At 66.1% G+C, this 24,750-nt stretch carries 25 protein-coding genes; 17 read left to right on the top strand and 8 right to left on the bottom strand.

What is annotated here, in order from left to right:
* Window positions 1-66: 66 nt before the first annotated feature.
* From FJ694_RS26720 to FJ694_RS26700, 5 genes are all read right to left on the bottom strand, one after another.
* Entirely contained in the window at window positions 67-1,083 is a 1,017-nt protein-coding gene (locus FJ694_RS26720; protein WP_157270566.1) for a ParB/RepB/Spo0J family partition protein, read from the bottom strand.
* The gene (locus FJ694_RS26715) at window positions 1,080-1,901 is read right to left on the bottom strand and encodes a ParA family protein (RefSeq protein ID WP_157270564.1); all 822 of its coding nucleotides are present in this window, start codon (window positions 1,899-1,901) and stop codon (window positions 1,080-1,082) included. Before FJ694_RS26715 ends, FJ694_RS26720 begins: the two co-directional genes overlap by 4 nt.
* On the bottom strand, window positions 1,901-2,569 hold the full coding sequence (locus FJ694_RS26710; protein WP_157270562.1) for a MerR family transcriptional regulator: 669 nt from the start codon (window positions 2,567-2,569) through the stop codon (window positions 1,901-1,903). The genes FJ694_RS26715 and FJ694_RS26710 overlap by 1 nt, the downstream gene beginning before the upstream one ends.
* 85 nt (window positions 2,570-2,654) lie before the next feature.
* On the bottom strand, window positions 2,655-3,740 hold the full coding sequence (locus FJ694_RS26705) for a hypothetical protein (protein ID WP_157270560.1): 1,086 nt from the start codon (window positions 3,738-3,740) through the stop codon (window positions 2,655-2,657).
* A gap of 396 nt (window positions 3,741-4,136) precedes the next feature.
* A complete protein-coding gene (locus FJ694_RS26700) occupies window positions 4,137-4,616 on the bottom strand; it encodes a helix-turn-helix domain-containing protein (protein ID WP_157270558.1) in 480 nt (159 codons plus the stop codon).
* A gap of 407 nt (window positions 4,617-5,023) precedes the next feature.
* On the opposite strand from FJ694_RS26700, the gene FJ694_RS26695 reads away from it, so the two are divergent.
* The 17 genes from FJ694_RS26695 to FJ694_RS26615 are packed head-to-tail and all read left to right on the top strand — an operon-like array spanning window position 5,024 to window position 22,310.
* Complete coding sequence (locus tag FJ694_RS26695) at window positions 5,024-5,338, top strand: hypothetical protein (protein ID WP_157270556.1); 315 nt, start codon at window positions 5,024-5,026, stop codon at window positions 5,336-5,338.
* A 2-nt stretch (window positions 5,339-5,340) separates the two neighbouring features.
* Entirely contained in the window at window positions 5,341-5,862 is a 522-nt protein-coding gene (locus FJ694_RS26690) for a lytic transglycosylase domain-containing protein (RefSeq protein WP_157270554.1), read from the top strand.
* Window positions 5,859-6,185, top strand: a complete 327-nt coding sequence (locus FJ694_RS26685) for a hypothetical protein (RefSeq protein WP_157270552.1) — start codon at window positions 5,859-5,861, stop codon at window positions 6,183-6,185. The genes FJ694_RS26690 and FJ694_RS26685 overlap by 4 nt, the downstream gene beginning before the upstream one ends.
* Before the next feature lie 4 nt (window positions 6,186-6,189).
* A complete protein-coding gene (locus tag FJ694_RS26680; RefSeq protein ID WP_157270550.1) occupies window positions 6,190-6,519 on the top strand; it encodes a VirB3 family type IV secretion system protein in 330 nt (109 codons plus the stop codon).
* A gap of 10 nt (window positions 6,520-6,529) precedes the next feature.
* On the top strand, window positions 6,530-8,959 hold the full coding sequence (locus FJ694_RS26675; protein ID WP_198321010.1) for a VirB4 family type IV secretion/conjugal transfer ATPase: 2,430 nt from the start codon (window positions 6,530-6,532) through the stop codon (window positions 8,957-8,959).
* Window positions 8,956-9,513, top strand: a complete 558-nt coding sequence (locus tag FJ694_RS26670; RefSeq protein ID WP_157270546.1) for a hypothetical protein — start codon at window positions 8,956-8,958, stop codon at window positions 9,511-9,513. Before FJ694_RS26675 ends, FJ694_RS26670 begins: the two co-directional genes overlap by 4 nt.
* Window positions 9,514-9,524: 11 nt before the next feature.
* A complete protein-coding gene (locus FJ694_RS26665) occupies window positions 9,525-10,544 on the top strand; it encodes a TrbL/VirB6 family protein (protein WP_157270544.1) in 1,020 nt (339 codons plus the stop codon).
* A 26-nt stretch (window positions 10,545-10,570) separates the two neighbouring features.
* Complete coding sequence (locus tag FJ694_RS26660) at window positions 10,571-11,275, top strand: TrbJ/VirB5 family protein (RefSeq protein ID WP_157270542.1); 705 nt, start codon at window positions 10,571-10,573, stop codon at window positions 11,273-11,275.
* Window positions 11,272-11,985, top strand: a complete 714-nt coding sequence (locus FJ694_RS26655) for a VirB8 family type IV secretion system protein (protein WP_157270540.1) — start codon at window positions 11,272-11,274, stop codon at window positions 11,983-11,985. Before FJ694_RS26660 ends, FJ694_RS26655 begins: the two co-directional genes overlap by 4 nt.
* Window positions 11,982-12,833: a TrbG/VirB9 family P-type conjugative transfer protein gene (locus tag FJ694_RS26650; RefSeq protein ID WP_157270538.1), complete on the top strand. Its 852-nt coding sequence runs from the start codon at window positions 11,982-11,984 to the stop codon at window positions 12,831-12,833. Before FJ694_RS26655 ends, FJ694_RS26650 begins: the two co-directional genes overlap by 4 nt.
* Window positions 12,830-14,221, top strand: coding sequence for a TrbI/VirB10 family protein (locus FJ694_RS26645; protein WP_157270536.1), 1,392 nt, complete (start codon window positions 12,830-12,832; stop codon window positions 14,219-14,221). Before FJ694_RS26650 ends, FJ694_RS26645 begins: the two co-directional genes overlap by 4 nt.
* Before the next feature lie 13 nt (window positions 14,222-14,234).
* Window positions 14,235-15,299, top strand: coding sequence for a P-type DNA transfer ATPase VirB11 (gene virB11 / locus FJ694_RS26640; RefSeq protein WP_157270534.1), 1,065 nt, complete (start codon window positions 14,235-14,237; stop codon window positions 15,297-15,299).
* Window positions 15,296-17,431: a type IV secretory system conjugative DNA transfer family protein gene (locus tag FJ694_RS26635; protein ID WP_157270532.1), complete on the top strand. Its 2,136-nt coding sequence runs from the start codon at window positions 15,296-15,298 to the stop codon at window positions 17,429-17,431. The genes virB11 and FJ694_RS26635 overlap by 4 nt, the downstream gene beginning before the upstream one ends.
* 15 nt (window positions 17,432-17,446) lie before the next feature.
* Window positions 17,447-18,118, top strand: coding sequence for an OmpA family protein (locus tag FJ694_RS26630; RefSeq protein ID WP_157270530.1), 672 nt, complete (start codon window positions 17,447-17,449; stop codon window positions 18,116-18,118).
* Window positions 18,119-18,127: 9 nt separating this feature from the next.
* Window positions 18,128-21,283: an LPD7 domain-containing protein gene (locus FJ694_RS26625; RefSeq protein WP_157270528.1), complete on the top strand. Its 3,156-nt coding sequence runs from the start codon at window positions 18,128-18,130 to the stop codon at window positions 21,281-21,283.
* On the top strand, window positions 21,280-21,960 hold the full coding sequence (locus FJ694_RS26620) for a TraX family protein (RefSeq protein ID WP_157270526.1): 681 nt from the start codon (window positions 21,280-21,282) through the stop codon (window positions 21,958-21,960). Before FJ694_RS26625 ends, FJ694_RS26620 begins: the two co-directional genes overlap by 4 nt.
* Window positions 21,957-22,310 (top strand): hypothetical protein, encoded by a 354-nt coding sequence (locus FJ694_RS26615; protein WP_157270524.1) that lies wholly within the window; start codon window positions 21,957-21,959, stop codon window positions 22,308-22,310. Before FJ694_RS26620 ends, FJ694_RS26615 begins: the two co-directional genes overlap by 4 nt.
* On the opposite strand, the gene FJ694_RS26610 is transcribed toward FJ694_RS26615, so the two are convergent.
* The 3 genes from FJ694_RS26610 to FJ694_RS26600 all read right to left on the bottom strand — a co-directional run bounded on the left by FJ694_RS26610 (window position 22,294) and on the right by FJ694_RS26600 (window position 24,346).
* Complete coding sequence (locus tag FJ694_RS26610) at window positions 22,294-22,794, bottom strand: hypothetical protein (RefSeq protein ID WP_157270522.1); 501 nt, start codon at window positions 22,792-22,794, stop codon at window positions 22,294-22,296. The two genes, FJ694_RS26615 and FJ694_RS26610, sit on opposite strands and share 17 nt — an antisense overlap.
* A 174-nt stretch (window positions 22,795-22,968) precedes the next feature.
* Entirely contained in the window at window positions 22,969-23,301 is a 333-nt protein-coding gene (locus tag FJ694_RS26605; RefSeq protein WP_157270520.1) for a hypothetical protein, read from the bottom strand.
* 277 nt (window positions 23,302-23,578) lie between these two features.
* Window positions 23,579-24,346 carry a DUF6710 family protein gene (locus FJ694_RS26600; RefSeq protein WP_157270518.1) on the bottom strand — a complete coding sequence of 256 codons (768 nt, stop codon included), beginning with the start codon at window positions 24,344-24,346 and terminating at the stop codon, window positions 23,579-23,581.
* Window positions 24,347-24,750: the final 404 nt, after the last annotated feature.

The raw sequence follows: 24,750 nt of genomic DNA, 5'->3' as shown, positions 1-24,750 counted from the left end.
ATAGCTACTGCCTGCATGTGTGTCACAAAAGACCAGTTTCTCATGAGAAACCGGCCTCCGGTCCACTCATTCGGCTCGGAAACCGAGCAGGCGCACGTCCGTGGCAAGTACCGTCAAACGCCGAGGACTTCCGGGTCGCCGTCCGAAGATGTGCCCCTCGCGCGGGGGCTCGGAACTGAAGTCCAGCACAAGCGGCTGACCCTTGTATTCACCCATCAGGACACGCGCGGCCGTGGCCTGGCCGGCTGCCGGTGCTTCCTGCTCGGCAGCCTTGTTCTTCGGTGCAGGCCGTGCACCACCCGCCTCAACCGCTGCCGTCGTTGCAGGTGCGCCGGCGGAAGGCGGCATTGCTTCGGCAGCCGGCGCAGGGGCTGGCGCAGCAGGGGCTTCAAGTTCAGCGCGCAGCGACAGGATGCTCGCGCGCGAGATTTCCGGCTGCTGAGCTACCCACTGCTCCACCGCTTCAGGGAACTCGCGGTGCAGGTTGCGCAGTTCGTAGGCCTCGTTCACCCCGGCCACCTTGCCACTGCTGCACGCTTCGACGACAGCTGCCGGGGCTTCGGCCAGCGCCGCAGCCTTGGAGATGTAGCCCTTGCTCTTGCCCAGGCGCTGCGCGATTTCCTGCTGCTGCATGCCTTCGCCCATCCGATCACGGATGAACAGCGCGAGGTCCATCGGCGACAGATCCTCGCGCTGCTCGTTCTCGATGACTTGATCGAAGGAGGTCAGCTTGCGGCCGAGGAAGTAGGGCACATCGACCATCCCGGCCATGCGCGCAGCACGGCAGCGCCGGTGCCCGAAGTTGACGATGTAGCGTCCCGGCGCATCGGGGTTGGGGTAGAGGGACACGGGCTGCAGCACGTCGCCGGCGGCCTTGATGCTGTCCGCCAGCTCCTGCAGTTTCACGGGGTCGTGCTGCCGGCGAGGCTGCTTTGGATCTTCGTCTATCAGGTCCAGCGACATGCGCGACGGGTCACGGCTGGGAGCCGGCGCGAACTGTTCATCGTCCAGCTCGCGCGTGTTGAGCAGCGGCTTGAGCGAGCCCAAGGTGATGCGGGGTTTCTGTGCCATCGCCATGTTCATTTCGCTCCCATCAGTTGCGCGATGCGCTGCATCACCGGTTCCACCTCGGCCCACACCTCCCGGGCGGGGCCGCTCTTCTGTTCCCACAGCACGGCGCCCGACTCGTGGAATGCGCGCCAGATCGTGCGGTGCTTGATCTTCAAGAAGTCGCGGCCCGAAGTGGGTTCGTCCACGAACGACAACAGGTGCTTCCGGTAGTCCGGGGCGCCAAGCAGCGCAGCCAGGCATTCGCGGTCAACGGCATTGCGCTCGTCCACCATGACCGGGAGCATCCCGAGGAACTGCAGCTTTCGGTTGTAGTTCTCCTGGACCACGAACACGCCCGTGCGCGGATCGTTGAACAGTGCCCGGATGCCCTCCAGCGCTTCCTTGGTCAGCGTGATAGGCGACAGCACATAGTCCGACGACACCATGGCGGCCAGCACGCGAATGTCCTGAACCGGGTTGGTGTCGATTACGATGAAGTCGAAGGCCTCTGCATGCCGCCGCATGAAGCGGCGCATGTTCTTGGCGAAATCGTTGTAGAGCTCTGGATGCCGTTCAAGCTCGGACAGCGCAAGTTCGTCCTCGCGCATGAGCACGAAGGGAGCATCCTCGACCGTGGCTTCGGGATCGGTCAGCACCCGCTCGGACGTGGTTTCGGACACCACGCACTTTCCGGACGCGATGAGCGGACGCGAAAAGTCGCCCTGGACGTCAAGGTCAACCGCCAGCACCCGGTGCCCCTGAGACGCCAGGTACTGGACCAGCAGCACGGCGAGGGTGGATTTGCCGACACCGCCTTTGCGGTTTGTTATGGTCACGACACGAGCAGGCATCAGGACTCTCCGTTGTGTTGGGCCAGCAGCAGCGCGCGTTCACCGTCGCCTTGCTCAATGGCTTGCCGCGGCGTGCGGCCATCCAGCGCGCCAAGCGGGGATTCGAGGAAGGCCAGAAGTGCCCAGCCCTCGGTGGTGTGCAGCGCAGCGGACAGCTTCGGCAGCGTGTCCCACAGCGGCTGGTCGAACTGCCAACGCGGCATGCGAAAGCCACGCTTGGTCTGCGACAGGCCAATGGCCCGGCCACGCTCGATCCAGATGACGACGGTCCTGCGGTTCACTCCGACGAGTTCGGCCGCCTGCTCGGTCGAGAGCATGTCGTCAGCGTCCAGGCGCCGGCTGCGCGCTTCGGCGCTGCCGGCCAGCAACTCGGCTGGTGGTGGGTGGGATGCCTCTTTAGTCATGAGAATTTCGGGTAATCCGGGAAAGCCGGGGCATCTTAGCGCACCGACGCTGGGGCTTGGACGAAGACTCGACAGCGCCGCGCAGTGCCGCACCGTTCGTCCTCGATAACCCGGTTCCTTGCGCTTCGGATCGCACAAGTGGACTTCTCCGCTGGTGCCATTTCCGAAGGGCAGGACCATCACCAGGCGATGTGCACGGCTGGAGCACCGGCCCATGTGAGCTTTCCCGAATCCCGCGAAGCCGGACGGCAGTTCCGGGCTCATGGCTGCCTCCACTGCAGCGTGGCAGCGGTTGCGCATGCTTGACCTCCTGCCTGGATCATTCGAGCGAGCAGGGCGGTTCTCGACATTACGCACGCCGGCGGGCCAGGAACCTCTCTCTCGCGTCGTCGGGTCGGGGGCTGGCCAGGATCGCTTCTGCGCTGGCCGCTTCCAGGAATTCCAGGCGCCCTGCATCAAGGGCCAGTATCACTTTAGGCAGCGCGCCCTCCGGCACGTTGCCTTCCAACCATCTGCGTCCGAAGCTGGCGTGCTCGATCAACCTGTCCGGCAGCACCTGCAGCAGAGCCGAGCGGTCCGGCTTCGCCAACCACCGGCCGGCATGGGCTGACAGGAAAGCGCGTGATGCTGCTGCTGTGGCAGCCTCACCGGAGTTCTGGGGGTCGCGGACAGAAGCCGTCCCATCGACCGGCGCAGTCGCCGCCGTTGCTGCAGGCCGCGTCCAGTCTTCGCCGCTGTGGATCAGGTGGATGAGGTAGCCCTCAGGATCATTGGCACGAAGAATCGCGGGAAGGCGATGGGCCATGATGTTCTGCAGCCAGACTCGGGCCCGCTTCGCGATGCCCAGCAGCTTCTTGATCTGCCTGGGCACCAGCACCTGCAGCAGCGGCGCCAGGTCGCGGCGAAGGTGGAAGCGCTGACCGCCTGGCGATAACGCTGGCGCCGGCTGTCGGGGGTTGTGGACAACTTCCTTACCGGCTTGGGGCGCAGCCCCTTGGCCCCCTGAAAGGGTTTGTTCTTTATCCAGAGGCGGCGCAACACCTTGCGCCTGGTCCACGAGCAGCAGGGCCAGCGCCTTCGGCGTCAGAAAAGTGCGCCATACGGGTGAACGTCGGCCACGCAGGCTCGGCGCTGGCCGCTCGATCAAGCCCCAGGCCACAAGGTCGCTGTGAGCGTAGGACACGGTGCGCTCGCAGCAATCAAGCGCCTCTTCCAGTTCGTGGCTGGTGAGCTCGAAGCAGGCACCGCAGCGCAGCTGGTGCAGATCCAGCTTGCCCAGGTGCTCACGGAGCACGCGGTACGCGCGCCGCGGCAACTTGCGCAGCTCACCCAGCAGGAACAGCTCATCGAGCCGGCGCTGTGCCGCAAGAATCAGGTCGGGAAGTGTCCGGGAAAGGTCAGGCAGGCTGGCGCCAGCCATCGCAGCGGATTGCATGGGCATAAATTTGCAGGGACGAGCAAGCCCACCCGTTGCGCGTCACCGCTTTTGCCGTCATACTTCGCTCCATCTCACCGGTGCGTGTCTCTGGCTTTTGCGGGGACTCACATCAGGAAATGCCCTGGCTTCGCACCCCAGGGCTTTTCTCTTTGTGGGCCTCAGATTTCTTTCTCTGTGGGTCCCGGTCCTTTCAAGACTGGTGATGCCGACCGTTCGCGGCGGTCTGCATCGGGTTGTTAGTTCCCAGCGCTATACTTTCCCGGCAGCGCGGCGCTTCAATTCAATGAAGACGCGAAGTGTAGGGGTGGCCCCCAGCACTTTCTGGCTTTCTGTGCTGATTCCTGCTTTTGGCGGCGGCAGTGCACCAGTTGCGGCCGCATCAAGCCGCCATCGTCACGAGGGTGCAGGCGGCGCCTGCGGCGGTTCCAGATCGCAGAGCAACAGCCGGCACACCTCATGTGCCGAGAGGTTCACATCCTGGCCCGGCACGATTACCCAGCGGCCAGGACCTCCGACTGCGACGAACTGCTGGTTTCCAAAGGGCGGCGTCAGCTTGCGCCCCAGGACCGCGTCGCACTCGATGCGCAGGTCATCGACGACTAGCAGCGCTCGCTCGGCTCCCTGCAGCAGTATCGGCATCAACACTTCGGAGAGCGTTGCACCGAACTTGGCGGCAACGATCTTCATCTCCGGCACCGTCCATGGTGTTGTCCCGAGCAGTTTGCGTCGCGCATGTGTGGGCGTGACGCCCAGGAGTTCGGCCACCAGATGAGCCTGCTGGCGCTCAGCCACCTTGTGCTTCTGAAGCAGTACGCGAACGCACATCGCTGCGTCGTCGTCTCCATCCCCTGATCGAATGTTCTGTCGGCTCATGTAGCGCCTCTGTTGAGGCCGCAATTTTCACCGTGCCGAGCGTAAAGCGATGCGCGCAACGCTTGCGTTTCAACTGCTTGCTTCTTGGGGGGAACAAGTACTCCGTGAACTATTGAACACATTGAATGCGGAGGGCAAGATGCTTCCAACATTTGATGTTCTTCGAAGTCATGTGCGCAGTATCTTTCCATAGGAAGAACAGCAGATGTGCTGTTTTTGCGTTTGCCGCAGTTGGGATGTCTCTCGCGGCTCCGAGCGTTGAGGCGTTCGACGGCTGCAAGGTCCTGTTGTGCCTCGCTGGACCTTGGCGGTCCATTCCGGATTGCATCCCCGACGTTCCTGACGCCTTGCGCTGCATGTCACGCGGCAAATGCTGGCCGACATGCCCGAGCGCACCTGGACTCTCCATGGCGTGGGCCAACACCGCTGCTTGCCCCCCGCAGTACGGTCTCTACGAGACGGACGCCTGCGGCCGGCAAACGCTGGTGGGCTGCACCAAGAGCGGCGTCGTGGACGTGGCCTTCAACGGCGTGCCGTCATGGGTGCGCGTGTGGTTCAACCAGGGGGCTGCGGACAACTCGGTATCGCTTCAGTACAGCGACGCCGCCCGGCTCTACATGGGCGAGCACATCAACCCGCAGTTCGATCTGGACTACGCGGCATGGGTGACAACGCAACCGCCCGCGCAGTCGCCGCTTCTTTGTTCTGACGGCAACGGTTGAACATGCTGGCGCTGCCTCCCGAGGCATTGGCGCAACCTATGGAAGTGCCGGTGCTGGCCGCGCACATCAACGAGTTCGCGCCTGCCATCCACCCACGCACCGTGCTGCGCATCGTGCAACACGAATCCAAGCGCAAGCCGCTGGCCATCGGTGTCAATGGCGCGATGCTGGAGCACCAGCCGCGCTCGCTGACGCAGGCGATCAACACCGCCCGCGCACTGCGCCGCCAGGGCTACGACTTCGACGCCGGGCTTTGCCAGATCAACGTGCGCAACTGGCAGTGGCTACGGCTTGACGAGGTAACCGTCTTCGACCCGCGCGAAAACCTGCGCGCCTGCCAGACCGTGCTGCTGGACTGCTACCAGCGCGCCCCCTCCACCGATCCCCAGGCCGCGCTGCGGCAGGCGCTGTCCTGCTTCAACAGCGGCAATCACCGCAGCGGTTTCGCGAGCGGCTATGTCAGCCGCGTCGTGAACGTCCCCGCCGCACTTCCCGCCGTCCCCCTGAAGGAGCCTTCCAGATGAACCGCACTCGTTTCGCTCTCATCCAGCGTGCCCAACAGCGAGCCCGTCGCCACAGCGGCGTGCTGTCCATGCTGGCCGTCTCGGCCGCGCTGCTGGCACTGCCGGGCATTGCCCAGGCAGGGCTGCCCGACATTGCCGGCAAGGCCAACACATTCGCAACGTGGATCGGCAGCGCAGGCTTGGCCGTGCTCACGGGAGCCATCAGCTACACGGGCTACAAGACCCTCGCGCGCGGCGTCCAGTTCGAACAGGTCGAGAAGATTTTCTGGGGCGGTGTGTTCCTTGGCACCGCCGCGCTGATCGCCGCCTTCGCGATCTCATGACGCCATGAAGGAGCGTATCTACAAGGGCGCCACTCGCCCCGCGATGGTGCTGGGCGTGCCGCTCAAGGTCGGCGTGCCGGTGGCCGGCGTGGGGGTTGTCCTGTCCATGTGGGGCGGGTGGGTCTTCGGCTGGAAGGTCTTCACGGCCTTCGCAGCCGCCACGCTGATGGTTCTGCTGTGGATGCGCGCCGTCACTGCCAAGGACGACCAGCGGCTGCTGCAGAAGTGGAAGTCGTGGCGCATGAAGTGGCTGCATGGCAATCGTGGTCTGTGGAAGTGCCGCAGCTATTCGCCCACCGTCTACAAGGACTCCGACGATGCCTGGTTCCATTGAGACACATCAGTTGAAGCCGCATCAAGGCGCGCAGGAGGTGCCGCTGTCGCGCATGCTGCCGTTCAGCAGCCTTGTCACCGAGCACGACATGGCTACCCGCGGCGGACACTACATGCGGTTCTTCGAGCTGGAGCCCGCGCCGTTCGAGACCGCCGATCCCATCTACATCAACGGGCTGCACGAGGCCCAGTGTGCGTGGCTCGCGACGCTGACGGACGACTTCGTCGTGTACCGCTACCGCGTTCAGTTCTACGAAGAGTCGGACCTGCCGCACGCGCAGGGCAGCGGCTACGCGCCGCAGTTCTACAACGACTATGCGGCGCTGCTGAAGAAGAAGCCCTTCCTCATCAATCGCATGTTCCTGGTGCTGCTGTACGCGCCAGCCCGGGAGAAGGGAACGCGAACCCGCGCGCAGATCGAGCGCGACCAGGCCGAGGCACTGCAGGTGCTGGAGGAGCGCACGGCAGGCGTGCTGCGCATGCTCGGCGGCTTCTCGCCGAAGCTGCTGGGCGACGTCGAACGCGATGGCGTCATGTTCTCGCGGCCCGCGGAGTTCGCTGCGCTGCTGGTCAACGGCAAGTGGATGCGGGTGCGCGCCGGCCTCGGACCGCTGCACCGGACCCTGCCGGCGGTGCGCGCATCGGCCGCTGATGGCGTGGTGGAACTGCGCGGCATTGCCGACACGCGCTACGTCGCCATGCTCGACGTGTACGAATACTGCGATGAGCCGCAGGCGGGCTTCCTGACCGAACTGCTGTACGAGCCCATCGAGTACATCGAGGCGCAGTCCTTCAAGCTCATGAGCCGGCGCAGGGCCATGAAGAGCATGGACCTGCAGATGCGGCACCTTGAAACGGCCGCCGACAAGGTGCGTTCGCAGATCGACGCCCTCAAGGAGGCCATCGACCTCGTGGGCGCTGGGCAGATGGCCTGGGGTGAGCACTACGGCTCGCTCGCGTTCTTCGGCGACTCGGTGCAGGAGGCACGGCGCACCGCTTCGGAAGCCGCGGCGACGGTGATGGAGCGAACGGGCATCAACCTCCAGATGACGGACTTGCTGGCCGACAACGCCTGGCTGGCGCAGTGCCCGGGAAACCTGTGGCACCGCACGCGCAACGCCGAAATGTCCTCTCGCGCCTTCGCCGCGCTCAACGGTGGCCACGGCTTTTTCCGTGGCAAGGAGGATGGCAACCCCTGGGGGCCGTGCGTGGGCGTGATGCGCTCCAGCAGCGGCAGCAAGATATTCGTGTCCTGGCATGCCTCGCCGCTCAACGAGGACAACTACGGCCAGTCGTACCCGGCGAACACGCTTTTCACGGGACGCACCCGCTCGGGCAAGACGACGGGCGAGGCGGCCATGCTCCTGCTGTCGTTCCTGCTGCCGCAGCGCCCACGCATCCTCATCTTCGACAAGGACCGCGGCCTCGAAATCTTCGTGCGCCGCATGGGGGGCATCTACCTGCGCCTGCGCGAAGGGGAACCCACGGGCGTCAACCCGCTGCAGTGGCCCCTGACGCCGAAGCTGCGGGCGTTCCTGCAGCAGTGGATCTCTCAGCTCATGGGCGGCACGCTCGACGCGGACGAGCTCGCCGACTTGGAGTTTGCGATTGACACGGTGCTGGGCATGGACTGGGGCATGCGCAACCTCTCCCACGTGTGGCAGATGCTCCCGGTGAACGGCCCCAACGGCAAGGGCAACAGCATGCGTGCTCGCCTGGGCCGCTGGATCGCGGGCGGTGCGATGGGCTGGGCCTTCGACGTGGACGACGACCGGCTGCCGCGCGAGTTGACCATCGCCGGGTACGACTACACGGAGTTCCTTGACCACCCGGAGCTGCGCAGCCCGATGGTCATGGCACTGCTGGAGTACGGCGAATCCTTCCTTGATGGCACGCCCTTCATCCAGGTCGTGGCCGAGACATGGCGCGCGGTCAAGGACAAGGCCATGGCGAAGTTCCTGCACGACAAGTCCAAGACCATCGGCAAGCTCGGGGGCGTGCTGGTGATGGACACCCAGGAGCCCAACGATCTGGTGGACCACAGCGACAGCCCCGACTCCATCGGCAACACGCTGGTGTCGCAGACGCCCACCATCTGCTGCTTCCACGACAGCGAGAGCCCCGACGAGCCCTACCTGAAGACGCTGCGGCTGACCGAGGCCGAACTGCGGCTGGTCCGCACGCTCAACCTGCGCCCCGGGCGCTCCTTTCTGTTCAAGCAGAACGGCCAGTCGGCCATCGTCGAGTTCGACCTGAAAGGCATCCCCGATCACATCGTGGCGCTGTCCGGCAGCGAGAAGAACACGCGGCTGCTTGACGAGATCCGCGCCGAGGTCGGCGACGACCCAGAAGTGTGGTGGCCGGTGCTGCTGCAGCGTGTGCACGAGCGCGACCACCAGGCGCGCATCTACCAACTGGAAACCGTCCGAAAGGCTGCATGACCATGAAGCTCAAGTACCTGGCCGCTCTGTCCGTTCTTGCCGCTGCAACGGCCCATGCCGGCATTCCCGTTGTCGGCGGCCCTGTCCGTCTGCCCAACACCGCGCAGCTTCTACAACTGGCCGAGCAGCACCAAGTGCTCGCGCTGCAGTACCAGCAACTGGCCCAGGCCCAAGTCAAGCAGACGCAGCAAGGCCAACCCCAACCCGCGCAGCCGCAGCTGAAGAACGAGGCCGTGCGCGAAGGCACGAACGGCACGCGCGTGGTCGAGGAGCCGCCCCTGCCGCGCGGCTCCAGCAGCCCGACGACGCCGCAGAGCCTGTGGGCGCCAGGCGTGGTGTCGCCCACCTACGTCATCGACAGCAACCAAGGACTGCGCGAGTGCGGATGGCCGTGGCTCGACAAGGGCTGCCGGGCCTACGTCCCCAAGCAGGACCGGCGTGAGCGCGCCTGGGTGCTCAAGCTCAACGGCCAGTGGATGAAGTGCCCGCACCGTGATACGGCCAAGGGCTGCGTGTCCCACAGCGACTTCCCGAACATGGTTCTGCAGGACTGAAGGGGGCCGCCATGATCAGCTGGCTTGGCATGCAGTTCATGACGACGATCTCCGGCTATGCCGGTGGCGTCGTGGCCTACGTGATGCAGTTCCTGGCGCCCATCGCGCTCGCGCTGCTGACCGCATGGATCAGCCTCTACGGTTACGGCACGCTGCGCGGCGCGGTATCGGACCCGCTGCCCGAGTTCATGTGGAGCTTCTTCTGCAAGCTCGTGATCGTCCTGTTCGCAACCAATGCGGCGATCTACCACGGGTGGGTCATCGACGTGCAGCGCAGCCTGTCCCTGGACGTTGCCAAGCAGTTCGCCCCGACCGGTTCCCCACTGCGCAACGCGGTGAACATCTGGGGCTTCATCGAGACGTTCAATGACCGTGCGAGCCAGCTCACGGCGATGATCGCCGTGGATGGCGTGTTCTCCACGACGTTCCTGCCGTCCCTGATCTCCCTCTTCTTCTTTTCCGTCGGCAACGCCGCGTTGATCGCCGCGTCGATGCTGGTGGCGATGGTCACGGATGGGTTCAACGCATTCCTGCTGGGAATCGGCCCCATCTTCATCCTGTTCCTGCTGTTCGACGTGTCGCGGCAGTGGTTCGTGAACTGGCTGGGCTCGCTGCTGGGCATGACCGTGCTGACGTGGCTGATGTTCTTCCTCCTGGGCTTCAGCCTGTCGCTCACGGAGAAGGTAGTCGCCACCATGGTGCCCAACCTGGGCAACGTCAACGTCCTCACCCAGGCAATCATCTATGCGGCTATGTGCGGCGTGTGGTGCGTGATGCTGTGGGTGGCCCCCTCGTTCGTGAACGGCCTCACCGGCGGCGCGGCGCTCAGCATGGGCGGCCAGATGCTGACCCAGGTCCTGATGCTCATGCGCGGCGGCAAGAAGGGCGGCAACACCAACAACGACAACGGGGGAGGAAACAGCGCGTCGCGCAGCCCCGGCTTCGCCTACCGCGCCGGCGCCGCCCTTGGCGGCATGACCGGCGTGAAGTGGGCTTTCCAGTCTCTGGCCGAACGCGGACGCACCCGCTGACCCATCACCCACGCAGGAGCACCCTCATGGTTGCATTCAAGAAGCTGATGGCAGCCGGCGTGCTGGCTGCAGCAGGCAGCAGCGCGCACGCCGGCATCCCCGTGATCGACGCTACCGCCATCGCGCGTTTCGTCGAGCAGATCGGCCACATGCTCACGCAGATCGAGAACCAGATCACGATGATCGAGCAGGTCCGCGTCAACTACCTCTCGACCACCGGCACCCGGGGTCTGGGCTCGCTGCAGCGCGATCCTTCCTTCAACAACTACGTCCCTCTCGATGCGCCGGGGCAGCTCGACGGCGTGGCCGTCAATGGCTACGCCGGCATGAGCGCAGCGGGCAGGGCGATGCGGGACGCGGCCATGGTGTGGAACTGCCAGGGGCTGAGCGGGAGCACGCTGCTGCAGTGCCAGTCCATGCTGGCGCAGCCGTACCAGAACAAGGCGCTGCTGCGGCAAACCATTGCCGCCGCCAGCGGGCGCATCGGCCAGATCAGCGGCCTCATCAACGCCATCAACGGCACCAGCGACCAGGCGGCAAAGCTGGAGCTGGGCGCGCGCATCCAGGGCGAGCAGGCGCTGCTGCAGCACGAGCACACGCGCGCGCAACTGCTGTGGATGGACATGCAAAACGAGCAGCGCCGTGAGGAAGCCAGGCGGGCCGAGAGCACGGCCGAAATGCTCAGCCGACCCATCGACATTCGCCAGTACCTCGGGAGCACCGCGCCATGAAGAAGATCGGTGAACTGCTGCGTCCTTCCAGCAATGCCGAGTGGGAGGTGGACCGCATCGCAGGCCTTGAAAGTTCCGAGCGGCGCGCGTGGATGGTTGCCAAGGGCGCTGGCGCCCTTGCCGCCCTGTCCGTCGTCGGCATCGCCGTGCAGTCGAAGCTGCGCCAGGTGGTGTACGTGCCCATCGTCGTGGACAAGGCCACCGGCGAGACCGAGGTCGGCAGACCCTTGGCCGAGGACTCGGTATCGGCCAACGATGCCTTGGACAAGAAGTGCGCGGGGGACTTCGTGCGAGCCCGCTTCGGCTACTCGTGGGATTTCCTCTCGCGCGACCGCGACACCGTGGCCCGCATGGCGTCCCCGGAGGTTTTCGCCGTGTACGACGCCCTCTACTACCCCAAAGCCGGCAAGGGCCTGCACGAGCGCGCGGGCCGCTCGCAGCTGCACCGCATCAACATCCTCAGCAGACGCCTGACCGGCCCGGCGGTGGGCGGCGGCAAGGGCATGGTGGTGAACTACGAGATGGTCAGCACCTACTTTGACCGCAGCCAGCCCGACGCAACGACAAGGCACGTGGCGACGCTGACCTACGTGTACCAGCCCAAGGTCGAGCTCAAGGACCAGGACCGCGCGGAAAACCCCTTCGGCTGGATCTGCACGGCCTGCCGCTCCGATCCCATCGCCGACGCCCAAGGAAGCACCTCATCATGAGCCGCGCCTTCCCTCTGGCCCTGCTGGCGCTTCAGGCGTGCGCTGCTCTTGCGCAGACGGCGCCCATAGCCGAAGTGCCCTACGACCGCTTCAAGATCATTCACGTGCCGGTCGCGCGAGGCGTGCCAACGCATATCGAACTGGAGCCGGGCGAGTCCTTGACCACGGTGTCGCCCGGCATCGCCTCGGACTGCGAGACGAACGCGGAGGCCACCTGGTGCGTGCAATGGCAGGAAGGCGGCCGGTTCATCCTGGCCAAGCCATTGCAGGGCTCGGGCGACAAGAACCCTGTCGAAGTCATCACGAACCGGCGCAGCATCAGCCTGCAGTTCAACGTGTCCAAGACCCCGGCGCGGCGGATCATCCTGCGCACGCCACCGCCCCCCGTGGACCCGCGCGCGAACCTGACCGCTGCGGCGCTCGCGATGATGCCGCAGCCCGAGGAAGTGCTTGGCCAGCGGCTGAGCGCCAGGCCCCAGGTGCGCAATGCCGCCTACAGCCTGGCCGTGGGCAAGGGCAGCGACGACATCGTGCCCAGGGCCGTCTTCGACGACGAACGCACCACGTTCCTTGAATACCCCGGCAACCGGCCCGTCCCCTCGGTGTTCCGGCGCATGCCCGACGGCACCGAGCAGACCGTCACGACCCGCATGGACCCGCAGCACAACCTGCTCGTGGTGCCCGTGGTGGCGCGCGCGCTGGTGCTGCGCCATGGCAGTGCCGTGGTCGAACTGCGCAACGAGGCGTTCGACGTGGAGGGCCGCGGTCCCCAGGGCGGCGCCGTGGCCGATGGCGTACAGCGCCTGACACGCAATCCCCGCACGGGACAGATGGAGGCTCAGCCGTGAGCGACACCACCGACAACAGCACCGCGCCAGAGCAGCAGCCGGCAGCGGCGCCGTCGCCCGTAGGCATCCCGAACGTCGCGCGAGAGAACAACCAGGGCGTCAACAAGCGGGGCCTGATCGCGATTGCCGCCGTGGTCGCCCTGGGTGGCAGCGTGGCGGGTGTGGCGTACTGGAAGATCAGTAGCTACCTCAACGGCCTGGCAGAGCAGCGCGCCGAGGAAAGGGCCACCAAGCCCGCATCCGCGACGGGGGGCGTGCGCAAGATGGACGAGGAACTGCCCCAGTTGGCCGCGGCGCCGGCCAGCGCTCCTGGGCAGCAGGCACCCAAGAAGGAATATCAGGTGCCGGACGTGCGGCCGCAGGACGACGACGCCATCCGTGTGCGTACCGACCAGCGCACCGCCGGCGCCGGCGCCAACACGGGCGCGAAGCCCAAGCGTGACCCGCGCGATGCACCGCTGCTGCTGGCGCCCAGCAAGGGCCGCAGCGGCTCGACTGCTACGGCTACCGCGCCCGGCACGGGGGCCGGCGTTGCAGGCGATGACCTGTCGCAGGCACGCGACCAGATCCGGCAGGCCCGCGAGCAGTTGAACGTCATCACGGGCAGCATGCAGCGCATGAGCACCACCCAGGCGCAGCCTGGCGCGATGGTGCCCGCGGTGCTGCCAAGCGCGGGGGCCGGCATGCCGGGCGCATCCGGGATGGTGCGCGCGCCCGGCATGCCACCGCGGCCCCAGGCCCAAGCCGCCGACGACGATGCGCCGCGGGAGCGGGCGCCCCTGGTGGCCGGGCAGATCGCCGACATGAGCCTGACGCTGGCCGAGGGGGACGGCTTCACTTGCACGCTCGCCGTGGAGGTCGTGTCCAACGTCAAGGGCCGCATGAAGTGCATCACCCAGGCCGACGTGCGCGGCGCCGACCAGCAGGTGGTGCTGGCCGAGAAGGGGACGCTCCTCACTGGCGAATACAGCCTGACCAACGTGCGCGCCGGGACGCGCGCCATCGAGGCCTACTGGACTCGGTTGCGCACGCCCTACGGCGTCACGGTTCCGCTGAAGTGGAACGCCGTGGGGCCGCTGGGCGCGTCGGGCATCGACGGGTATGTGAACAACCGCTGGGGCGAGCGCATCACCGCTGCGTTGCTCCTGGCGCTGATCGACGACGCCGTGAAGATCGTGATTGCGGACAAGCAACAGGGCTCGGGCGGGGACACCAACATCGTGTTCGGCGGCACCGCGCAGACCGGCAGCCGCATGGCCGAAAAGGTCCTCGACAGCACCATCAATATCCCCCCGACCATCAGCCGCAACCACGGCACGGTGGTGGGCGTGGACGTGATGAACGACGTGGACTTCTCCAAGGTTTATCAACTGCGGCCCGGCCGCTGAAGCAGGAGCGACCATGCAGACCCACACGCACACGCACATGCACCGGCCAGCGCAGCCGCGCGACCGAAGCAGCGCGGCGATGTACCTGCTGCGACCGCTGCGGCCTTTCCTGGACCGCAACGACGTGACCGAGGTCCTGATGAACCGGCCCAGCGAAGTCTGGGTGGAGGCGAACGGCCAGTGGAGCGTTCACGATGTGCCCGAGATGGACTACACGCGGTGCTGGGCCTTGGCCCGTGCCGTGGGCGGGACCTGCAGCCAGGACATCAGCGTCTCCCACCCGCTGCTGTCGGCCACGCTGCCAGGCGGCGAGCGCGTGCAGTTCGTCATCCCACCGGCGACCAACATGGGCACCGTGTCCATCACCATGCGCAAGCCCTCGGCCGTCGTGCCGCGCCTGGACGAGTTGCACCGCTCCGGCCTGTTCTCCCGCGTCGTTGACCGGCCTACGCACCTGCAGCCGCACCAGCTCGAACTGCTGGAGCTGAAGCAGCAGGGCAGGTGGGACGAGTTCCTGCGCCGGGCCGTGCAGCTACGGCAGACCATCGTCCTGAGCGGCCAGACCGGCAGCGGCAAGACGCACATCATGAAGGCGCTGGCCGAGGAGATGCACCGGCTGCTGCGCATCCTGACCATCGAGAGCGTCGCAGAGGTGCTGCTGCCCAACCACCCGCTGGCTGCGCACCTGTTCTACAGCGACACCGGCCAGGGCCTGGCGCACGTCACGCCCGAGCAGCTTCTGGAATGCGCGCTGCGCATGCGACCCGACGTGATCCTGCTGGCCGAGGTACGCGGGAAGGAGTGCTACTTCTTCGTGCGCGCTGCGGCCACGGGGCACCCGGGCAGCATGACCACGCTGCATGCCGGCTCCACCGACGAGGCTTTCGAGCAGATGACGCTGATGATCCGGCAGTCGCCAGGCGGCGCAGGCCTGGACGTGGCCGAGATCAAGCGGCTGCTGACGCTGACGGTGGACGTGATCGTGCAGTTCGGGAATGACGGTTCCGGCCGCCATATCCGCGAGGTCTATTACGACCCGGCGCGCAAGCTGGCGCTGGCACAGGGCACCGGCCAATGAGCGCCAAGTCTTTTGCCCTGAAGGGCTTGCTCATCGCCGGCGGCATCGCCCTGTGCTTCGGCGCGGGCACGTGGCTCTCCGGCGCTTCCTTCATGGCCATGTCGGAGCGCAGCGTCCAGCGCGTGCTCAACGTGAAGCTCACCAGCATCTCGCGCTACTGGAGCGAGTACGGGGACGACCCGAAGCAGGCAAAGCGGCTGAAGCTGTCCATGGGGCTGAGCTACGGGCTCACCTGCCTGGTGCTGCCGTTCGGCTTTGGCATGGCTGCGCTGGGACGGCGACGACAGCTGCACGGCGATGCGCGGTTCGCCAACGGTGCGGAGATCAAGAACGCGAAGCTGCTGGACGGCGAGGGAATCATCGTTGGCAAGTACCGGGGCCGCTACCTCACCTATCCGGGCCAGCAGTACGTGTGGGTGGCCGCGCCGCCGCGCTCTGGCAAGGGCCGCGGCATCGCCGTGCCCAACCTGCTCAACTGGAGCGGGTCGGTCATGGTGCTGGACTTCAAGAACGAGCTGTGGGAATTCACCTCGGGATTCCGCGCCTCGTGCGGCCACAAGATGTTCCGCTTCGCCCCGTTCGACAAGGACGGATCGAGCTCGCGCTACAACCCCTTGGGCTACGTGCGCAACGACGAGTTGAACCGGGTGAGCGACCTGCTCGCCATCGGCAACATCGTGTACCCCGAGCCCGCTGGCAGCGGCGAAGGGGGCAGCTCCAAGTTCTTCGCCGAATCCGCGCGCAACCTCTTTCTCGGGCTGGGCCTGTACCTGCTTGAGACGCCCGAGCTGCCGCGCACCTTCGGCCAGATGCTGCGGCTGGCGTCAGGCAACGGCAAGCCGTTCCATGTCTACCTCTCGGACCTCATCAAGAAGCGCATCGCGGAAAAACGGCCGCTGTCGCGGGAGTGCGTGGATGCCCTGAACCGCTTCTTGTCCAACGCGGCCCAGGTGCTCAGCAGCATCCTTTCCACCTTCACCGCGCCGCTGACGCTGTTCATGGACCCGGTGGTGGACGCGGCCACGAGCGGCAACGACTTCGACCTGTCGAAGGTCCGCAACGAGCACATGGGCATCTACCTGTGCATCCCGTTCGAGAACGTCCCATCGTCGCGGCTGCTGGTGAACCTGCTGTTCACCCAGGCCATCAACATCAACACGCGTGAGCAGCCCAAGCCGGGGATGCACCAGTGCCTGATGCTGCTGGACGAATTCGCCGTGCCGGGGCGCATCGACGTGCTCACCCGCTCCATCGGCCTGATGCCCAGCTTCGACCTGCGCGTGCTCATCATGTGCCAGTCCGAGTCGCAGGTTGCCTTCGAGTACGGCAGGGACACGGCCAGGACGATCCGCACGGCCATGGGCATGCAGGTGCTGTTTCCGCCCAAGGAGCAGGAGGATGCCGAAGCCTATTCGCGCATGCTCGACAACCAGACCGAGCTGGTGCGCAACCGCAACTCCAGCAGCGGGCGCGGCGGCACCAGCAGCGGACACAGCGAGCAGCAGCAAAGGCGCGCCTTGATGCTGCCCCAGGAGATCAAGCGGCTGCCCAACACGAAGCAGATCATCGTGATGGAGCAGTGCCTGCCCATCCTGTGCGACCGGGCCAACTACGACGCGGATGCCGAGCTCGAGCGGCGCAGCAAGATCCGGCAGGCCGTGATTCCGCCGCTGGATCTGGAGACGCACGTGGCACGCATCCACCTGTGCGTGCGGCCGATGGAAGTGGACGAGGGGACCGCTGCCAAGCCGGTGCCCGTGGAGCGCATGGCGCCCAACTTCAAGCAGATGCCGCCACTGCGAAATGGCGCCACCGACGAGGAAATCGACAAGTGGCAGGACAGCTTCTTTGACATGGTGGTTTCGTCGGCCGCTGCCATCGCGGCCGCAGCGGAACCGCCAGTGCAGGAAGCGGAGGCCCCGAAGAAAACAGCGGCGAAGAAGACTGCGGCGAAGAGGAAGCCCGCCGCGAAGCGCGCGAAGAAGGGCGCCGAGTCCGCACCCGAAGACCAATCGCCGCCCGAGGGGGACAGCGAGGAGCGCTGGGCCGCAGCCTACGAACAAGCGGAGGACGACCTTGACCTGTCGGCGGCGTTCAAGCGCCGCGGCGTCGGCGACCACGCTGGCCTGTAACTCACTGGAGTGAAGATGCGAACCCTTCTGACCCTTTCCGTGATCGCCGCCCTGGCAGGCTGCTCGTCGGCGCCCAAGGTGCCGCAGGCCAGCGAAAGCACCCGGCGTCCTGCCAACGACCCCGCCTACATCGAAATGCTCAAGGCTCGCGCCGAGCTGGACAGAGCGCGCGACGAGCTCGCCCTGCAGCGCCGCGCTGCCGCGGCCGGCCGCATGCTGGACGAGGCCCAGAAGCCGGCGATGGTCCGCACCAGCTCGAACGGTTCGGTGATTCCGGTGTTCGACGTGTCGGCCGCACGCACAGGGAAGAACGTGGTCTTCACGGTGCGCTTTCCCGTAGGCGGCTCCACGATGGCCCTGTCCCCGCAGGCCAGGAACCTGCTCAGCGGCGCCGTCCAGCAGTCGCCTCTTGTCGTGGTGAGCGGGCGCACCGATGCCGCCCAGGCCAACGAGAAGGACGCCCGCATCGCACGCGCGCGTGCCGAAAGTGCCCGCGTGCTGCTGGTGCAGCTTGGCGTGGACAGCCGCCGAATCCGCACCACCTGGCAGAGTGCCGGTGACAACGTGGCGCCTCTGGACACCGCTGACGGTCGTGCGGCAAACCGCCGCGTGGAAATCGAGGTGTACGGCGGCGCGCCGGCGCAGGTCGCGCTCGACGGCGCCGGCACCACGGTGGCGAAGCAGTAAGGGGGATGCGTGGAAAGGCACCTCAACACCCGCTGGGAGTTGACGGCCGAAGGCCGCGACTCCCGCACCTTCATCGACCCGCAGCGTGCCGGCGCGGCCTTCTTCGATGCCAAGCGCGAGGACAGGCCGCAGCTCCTGCAGCACGACGTTTACTCCATCGACGGCGGCAACCCGAAGTCGCGGCATACCGTGATCGCCCTCACCGGGCAGGACCCGGACGGCGCGCCCTCGCACCGCCTGGTGGGCATGCCCGCCGAGGTGCGCCAGGGCTACGAAGAGGCGGCGCAGCGCACCCCCGTGAGGGCCATCCCGGTGACCGTGGAGGAGAAGCTCCAGCCTGACCCGCTGGATGCGCCTGTGCCGGCCGCGCGCGAGCCCATGGAGCTGGCGCTGCATGAGGCTTTCGTGTTGGAGCGCGAAGGACACCAGACCCGCTACTACGGCGATGCCTTCGAGGCCGGCGCCGCCTTCTTCACCGCGCCCATCACGCAGAAGCCGAAACTGCTGCACGTGGTCGGGGACCAGGAGCCGCGCGAGGTGGGGACCGTGAACCACTTCGTGGCCTCGGAGTCGGCGCTCGCCGCGGGCGTCTACCTGCTGCCTCACAAGGAAGTCACCATGGCCGAGCCCGTGGACGCCGACGTGCGCGCGGGCTTCTTCGGCGCCATGGAGCGCAGCGTGGCCGACAGGCTGGCCGCCATCGACTTGCAGGAGGCCACGCACAACGGTGAAGTGTGGCGCGTGCCCAAGCTGGAGCCGCAACTCTACGGCGATCTGCAGGCCCTGACGTTGAGCCACCGCGAACTGGCCTTGCAGGCGTGGCTCGACAACTTCCCCGACGTTGTGAAGCGTCCCACCTTCATGGACCTGAAGACGGGCCAGGTGGCGACCCTCGACAGGACCGCCGATATGTCGGTGGTGCCCGAGGTCGTGAACTACGTGTACCGCGATGCCGAGGTGGTGATCCCGCCACACACCCAGGACGGCGCGCGCTACGCGCCGGCGCAGGGCGTGGCCGCCATGGTCGTTGAGCAGCAAAGCAAGCAGCAGCCGGCCGCGCCGGCACCCACCGAAGCCCCGATGGAAGGCCAGGACATGCAAGACCCGCAAACCCGTCCCGCGCAGCGCATGGGCGTGGAAATTGGCGCCCTGAAGTTCGAGAAGAGCGCCTCCCCCAGCGGCACGCCGCAGGTCAGCTACGAAGCCCTGGACAAGGCCGGCGGCGTGATCTCGAAGTTCGACAACGTGCCCGCCGGCTTCCTGCACTACCACGTGGGCAGCACGCTGGCCGAGCGCATCGACCAGGCGCCGGACGGCCGCGGCAAGCTGATTGGCAACGAGCTGCAGGTCCCCGTGACCGAGAAAAACTGGTCCGCGCTGGTTGCGCGGGGCGCCGCGCCCACCGTGGCGCTCGACGGCAAGGCCGTGACGCACCTGGAGTTCCACAAGTACCGCAACGACGACCTGCCGCAGTACCAGATGGACGTGCGCGCCATCGGGCCTGACGGCACGGTGGTGAAGCAGGGCGAAGGCATCGTGGTGAAGCATGGCGAGGACACCGCACGCGGCAAGCTGGCCGAACTGCTGGGCGGCGAGCTCGCCAAGGCCCTCATCGAGCGGCCGGACTCCAGCGGCCGGCTGCTGCCCCAGGAACTGCCTTCGTACCAGCCCACCGCGGAGCCCGCGCCCGCCATGCCGCTGCCGCAGGCGGCGCCGGCCAAGGCCCCCGAGCAGCCCCCGCCGCTGCCCCCGGAGCTGCCGCCCGTGGCGGCTGCTCCTGCACCCATGGCGGCCCCTGCACCTGTCGCAACGCCTGCGCCTTCGCCCGTGGCCGCCCCGTCACCGGCGGCTGCCGCAGCGCCCGCGCCCGTGGCCGCCGCGCCAGCGGTGCCGCGGCCTGAGCGGATCGCGCAGCCGTTGCAGATTGACGGCGAGACGGTCACCCGGCTGACCTTCACGAAGACCCAGACCCCGCGAGGCCTGGAGTTCGCCGTGCGCGCGCACGGCAGCGGCGCGCTGCCGCTGGTGGAGTACGAAGGGCTGGCGAAGGACAAGCTGGCCGAGCACTTCGGCCAGCAGGTGGCCGACGCCATCGACGGCAGCAGGGGCCGCAGCGGCACGCTGTCGGGCGACAAGCTGCAGACCCTCGGCTCGGCGCCGGCGGCCGAGAAGGAAGCACCGAGCACGGCGGCCGCGCCCGCGCCGGCGGCAGAGCCAGCACCCGCCGCGGTGCCGCCCGTGCTCAACAGCATCGAGGCGGGGCCGCCGCGCGCGCCCGAGAAGTCCCCCGCCCCGCAAGCGGCCACGCCCGAGAAGGACCCGGCGCAAAAGCTCTTCGACTCGCTGGCCCAGCGCTTCGAGATTGCGCGCCTGGGCACGCCCTTCAAGACGCAGGACGAGTACCGGATCATGCAGGGCAACAAGCTGCAGGTGGCCTTCACGGACCACGGCAAGCGCCTGTCCACGCCCCACGACTCGCCGGAAGTGGTCAAGGGCATGGCCGACCTGGCGCAGGCCAAGGGCTGGCACGAAATCAATGCGAACGGCACCCTGGAGTTCCGCCGCGCGATCTGGATGGAGGGCAACCTGCGCGGCATCCACGTCACCGGCTTCGAGCCCAGCCCGAAGGACCATGAGCGGCTGGCTGCCGAGCGCGTGAAGCTGCACCAGCCCGTGCAGGCGCAGGCCCCGACCCGGGCGCCTACGGCGGCGCCTGAGAACAGCGTGGATGCCACGGTGGTGCGCCAGCCCGAGAAGCCGCCCACGCAGGCCGCGGCGCAGCCCGAAAAGGCCGCCTCGCCCGGGTCGGCGGCCAAGCCGAAGGCCGAGGCGCCCGAGAAGGCTGCGCAGAAGCAGCAGCAGGCCGCGCAGCCGGCGCAGGACGCCGGGGCCAAGCCCGGCCAGGCCACCGGCACGCGTGAGCAGTACCTGACGGCGGCGCGCGCGGTCCTGCAGGAGCAGGGTGTCATCGACAAGGCCACCATCGACCGAGCCATCGACCGCATGGGGATCAAGGTGGACGCCATGCTCGCGGCCGGCCACAAGCTTCCGCCCATCCATGTCGTGGACCGCAAGGCCCCCAGCGTGGCGGCCACGCCGCAGCCGGTGGCGCAGCCGCTGCATCAACCCTCGCGTGGACACGAAATGCCGGCGCCTGGCCAGTGAGTGCCATCCTGAAAGGCGCCGGGGAGGCGCCTCGCGGAGGACGGCAATGGGGCCTGCCGGCCGGCTGCGACGAGTCGCTGAAGTGGTTGGCGCTCGGCCTCATGGTGCTGGATCACGTCAACACCTACCTGCTCGACAGCGCCCACCCGTGGGCGTTCGCTGCCGGCCGCACGGTGATGCCGATATTCAGCACGGTCCTGGCCTACAACCTCGCGCGCGGTCGCGCTGGCGCCGCTTGGCGCACGTCACGCCGCGCGCTCGCCTTCGGCCTGCTCGCCCTGCCTGCAACCTGGGCGCTGCACGGGGCGGCATTGCCGCTCAACATCATGTTCACGCTGTCGGCGAGCGCGGCCGCAATAGCGTTGCTGGAGCAGCAGCGCTGGAAGGTGGCCATGGGGCTGGCCTTTGTTGCAGGCGTGCTCTGCGAGGGATATTGGCCCGTCATCGGCACCACTGTGGCCGCATGGTATTTCTGGCGTTCTCCCTCTTGGCGGCCTGCCGTAGCATGGCTGCTGTGCATGCTGGCGCTGACGCCCATAAACGGAAATTGCTGGGCGTTCGCGGCAGTGCCGGTGATTGCAGCGGTCGCGATGCTGAAAAGCCATCCCCGCCGGGTGCGATGGCTTTTCTACGTCGCCTACCCCCTGCATCTCTCCATCATCTGGGGCATCAAGTGAACACCATCAACACCCGCTTGGCAGTGATCGACGCCCTGGGTTGGCCCATCGGCTCTGCGGTGTTCATGCTTTCCCAAAGCTCCGAGATCGGAGGCGTCCACGGCCTGGTGCTGGTGGTGCTGACCATCTGGGCGCTGCGCAAGCTCGGCTGGGCACTCGACGGCTACCGCGAGCCCTCCAACGACCGTCTGGTTGCCTTCAACCCGATCAACCCGATCAGCTGGTTCCTGGTGGGCGCGCTGTTCTTTCTGGGACGCAAGGAAGGCCCGTACTCCTACACCACGACGACGCTGCTGGTGTGGGGCGTGGCGTTTACTGCCATGGCGGGCGTCATCAAGCTGGTGAACTGATGGCGAAGCTCAGGGCTGTCACGAGCATGGCGCACGGGCTGTAGAAGGCTACTTTGGCCTGGTTCTGGATCGCCAGCGGCCCGGTGATGAGCCGCGGCACCCAGTGGTACAGCACCCCCGCGATGGCGCGCGACGGCTCCGGATAGGTCAGCGCGCCGTCGCGCAGGGTGCGCTTAAGATCCGCCGCGCTGGCGGAGGTGCCCACGACGGAGGGCTCCAGGTTGGGCGCCAGGCTCTCGGGCCGGCCGCGGCCGAAGAAGAAGCGCAGCCGCTTGGCACCGGTGGCCGCCGTCACGACGCCGGCGGCCAGCAGCGCCAGCCCGACAGCCACGGCCACCGGCCCCAAGGTCTGCCGGCTCTGGAAGAGGGTCCACAACCCGGCCGCGCACATGAGCGCCGCGCAGGCGAACAGCAGCCGGTTCTGCACCCGGTACGGGTTGGGCAGTTCCAGGGTGGCGTTGGCACTGCTGTAGTCGTAGCTCATTGGGGCCTCGGCGTGCTGGGGCGTGGAAGTCGGACGCATCTATTGTGTTGACGCCCGCGTGCCGAAAAGCGCTCCGGTTGTTAGCGGCGCGCCTTTGCTCAACGCGGCGCCATGCGTGGGTAGTTGCTACACCCTCATCCGCACCGAATATTGCTTCATAAATTTTGATGCTTCCTACTTCGATTTTTTGTATTCAGCCTGGCCGTTGGTTAGATTGCCTGTAGCTTTGTCAACCATGAAAGTCACGGGGCCGAAGCCACCAATTTGGACCTGCAGCGCCCCATCTTTTAGCATTGCAGGCAGATTCTTGGTCTCGGGTTTTCCATTGGTAAAATATCCAGGCTCAGTATTACGGACGATAAATCCTTCACCATTGCGTTCAATCTGCAAGGTGCTCTTTTCGCTCTTTGTGTTTACCCAAGTTCCGACATATTCACCTCCGCTACCCCCACTGCAGCCTCCAAGCAGCGCAGCAGAAGCAAGCAGGCAGGACGCAAGACGGTTCATCGCTGACGCTCCAGTTGTTCAGCGCAGCGATGGAGCAAGGGTGATGCCCTTCAACGCGGCGGCAGCCTTGGTTGCCCCGAATCGCGGGTCCGGACATTGGCGCAGGGTCGCTATGGTTCAAGTCGGTTGCGCAACAGTCCACAGTTGCTGTGCATAAGACTGTCAGCAAGCTGGCTTTTTCAACTGCAAGTCGTTGTCAGTGCAGCGATTTTGAAGAATGCTCAAAAATGAGGCGGCTTCGGGCGTGGCAGAAGTGGCCGCCGACCAACTCGCTCCTTTAGCGTCGCCTTTTAAAAGCCAGAAGTCTCTGCCCGATAACGAAGATGCCGGCCATCGGCAGCGACCGCACTTTCTCAATCACTGATCCAGTGTCAGCCCTGGACCAGTTGACGCCGTCCGTGTTGACTGCCTTCAGTACCGGAGCGAAATAGAAAGTTTCGGTGCATTTAAGTTTCCCGCCACCTCTCACCAGAGCGGCCATCGTGCTGTGATTGCCATTGTGGACCCAGACTACGGGCCACGGGCGCCATGCAAAACTGAAGTGGTTTCGCCGATCCTGCTTCCACGGTCCCCATTCTCGCCCCGGCCCTAATTTCTGCAGCGCGCCGTGAAAGCGGCTCCGTTCCCAAGGTGAGGGAAAAACGGCGGTTTCGTTCAGCTCGACGCTGATAGTGCGCGGTAGCTTGACCGCCAGTTGCCGCATTGACTGCCCCGCCTTGTTCAGCGGCAAATCTTCGTTCCAGAGCAAATCCGGGATATCAAGGGGAGGTTTGTAGGATTCTTGTGCATTCAGGATCAGTCCTTGAAGCCCTTCGCCAATAATGACGCGAGCCAATGCGACTGTCAGGCCTTGAAGCGCGTGTTTACCGTGCTGCTCCGCGTTATCAATAGACCAGAGCAAGGATTTCCATTGCCGTGCGACAGCGTTACGCGCACCTTTGGGCAACTCCGGATAAGGAATGTGTTCTGGTCGGCGACGACGTGGCAAGCTGTCGTCAATTTCTTCCGCCAAAAGCATCAATGAGTCCAGTTTCTCACGGTCCATTTGGCAATTTCGGCAGCTGTCATGATTTCATGTCAAGCCTGCTGCGTAGTTCCTCTATTAATTCATGCAACTCCGGCAGGTACCGGATCTCATCGAAAGGCGCCATTTCTGCTGCATGCTTTATTCGGCGCTGCTGGATGAATAGCGCGGTGCGCAAGTGGTCAACGCTTGCCCGTTGGAGACCTGCAGCAAAGACGGCATCAAAGACGTGCATGCAGTCGTCAATGGAGCGTAGACCATTGCGGTAGCCATCAAAGGTCAGGCAGAAGGGCCATAGTCTTACTGTGTCATAAGCGCAATGGCCTATTGCAAGAGCCGCACAGCGGGCACAGTCCCATCTCAACGAGCAGGTAGCTGCTGAGCCGCAGTCGCAGCGTAGTGATCGAGGTCGGCATGTGGCGCTG

Source organism: Azohydromonas aeria, from assembly GCF_009760915.1.
GTDB classification, from domain to species: Bacteria; Pseudomonadota; Gammaproteobacteria; order Burkholderiales; family Burkholderiaceae_C; genus Azohydromonas; species Azohydromonas aeria.
Note: the sequence above shows the minus strand (reverse complement) of the source record. Positions and strands in the feature narration are given on the sequence as shown.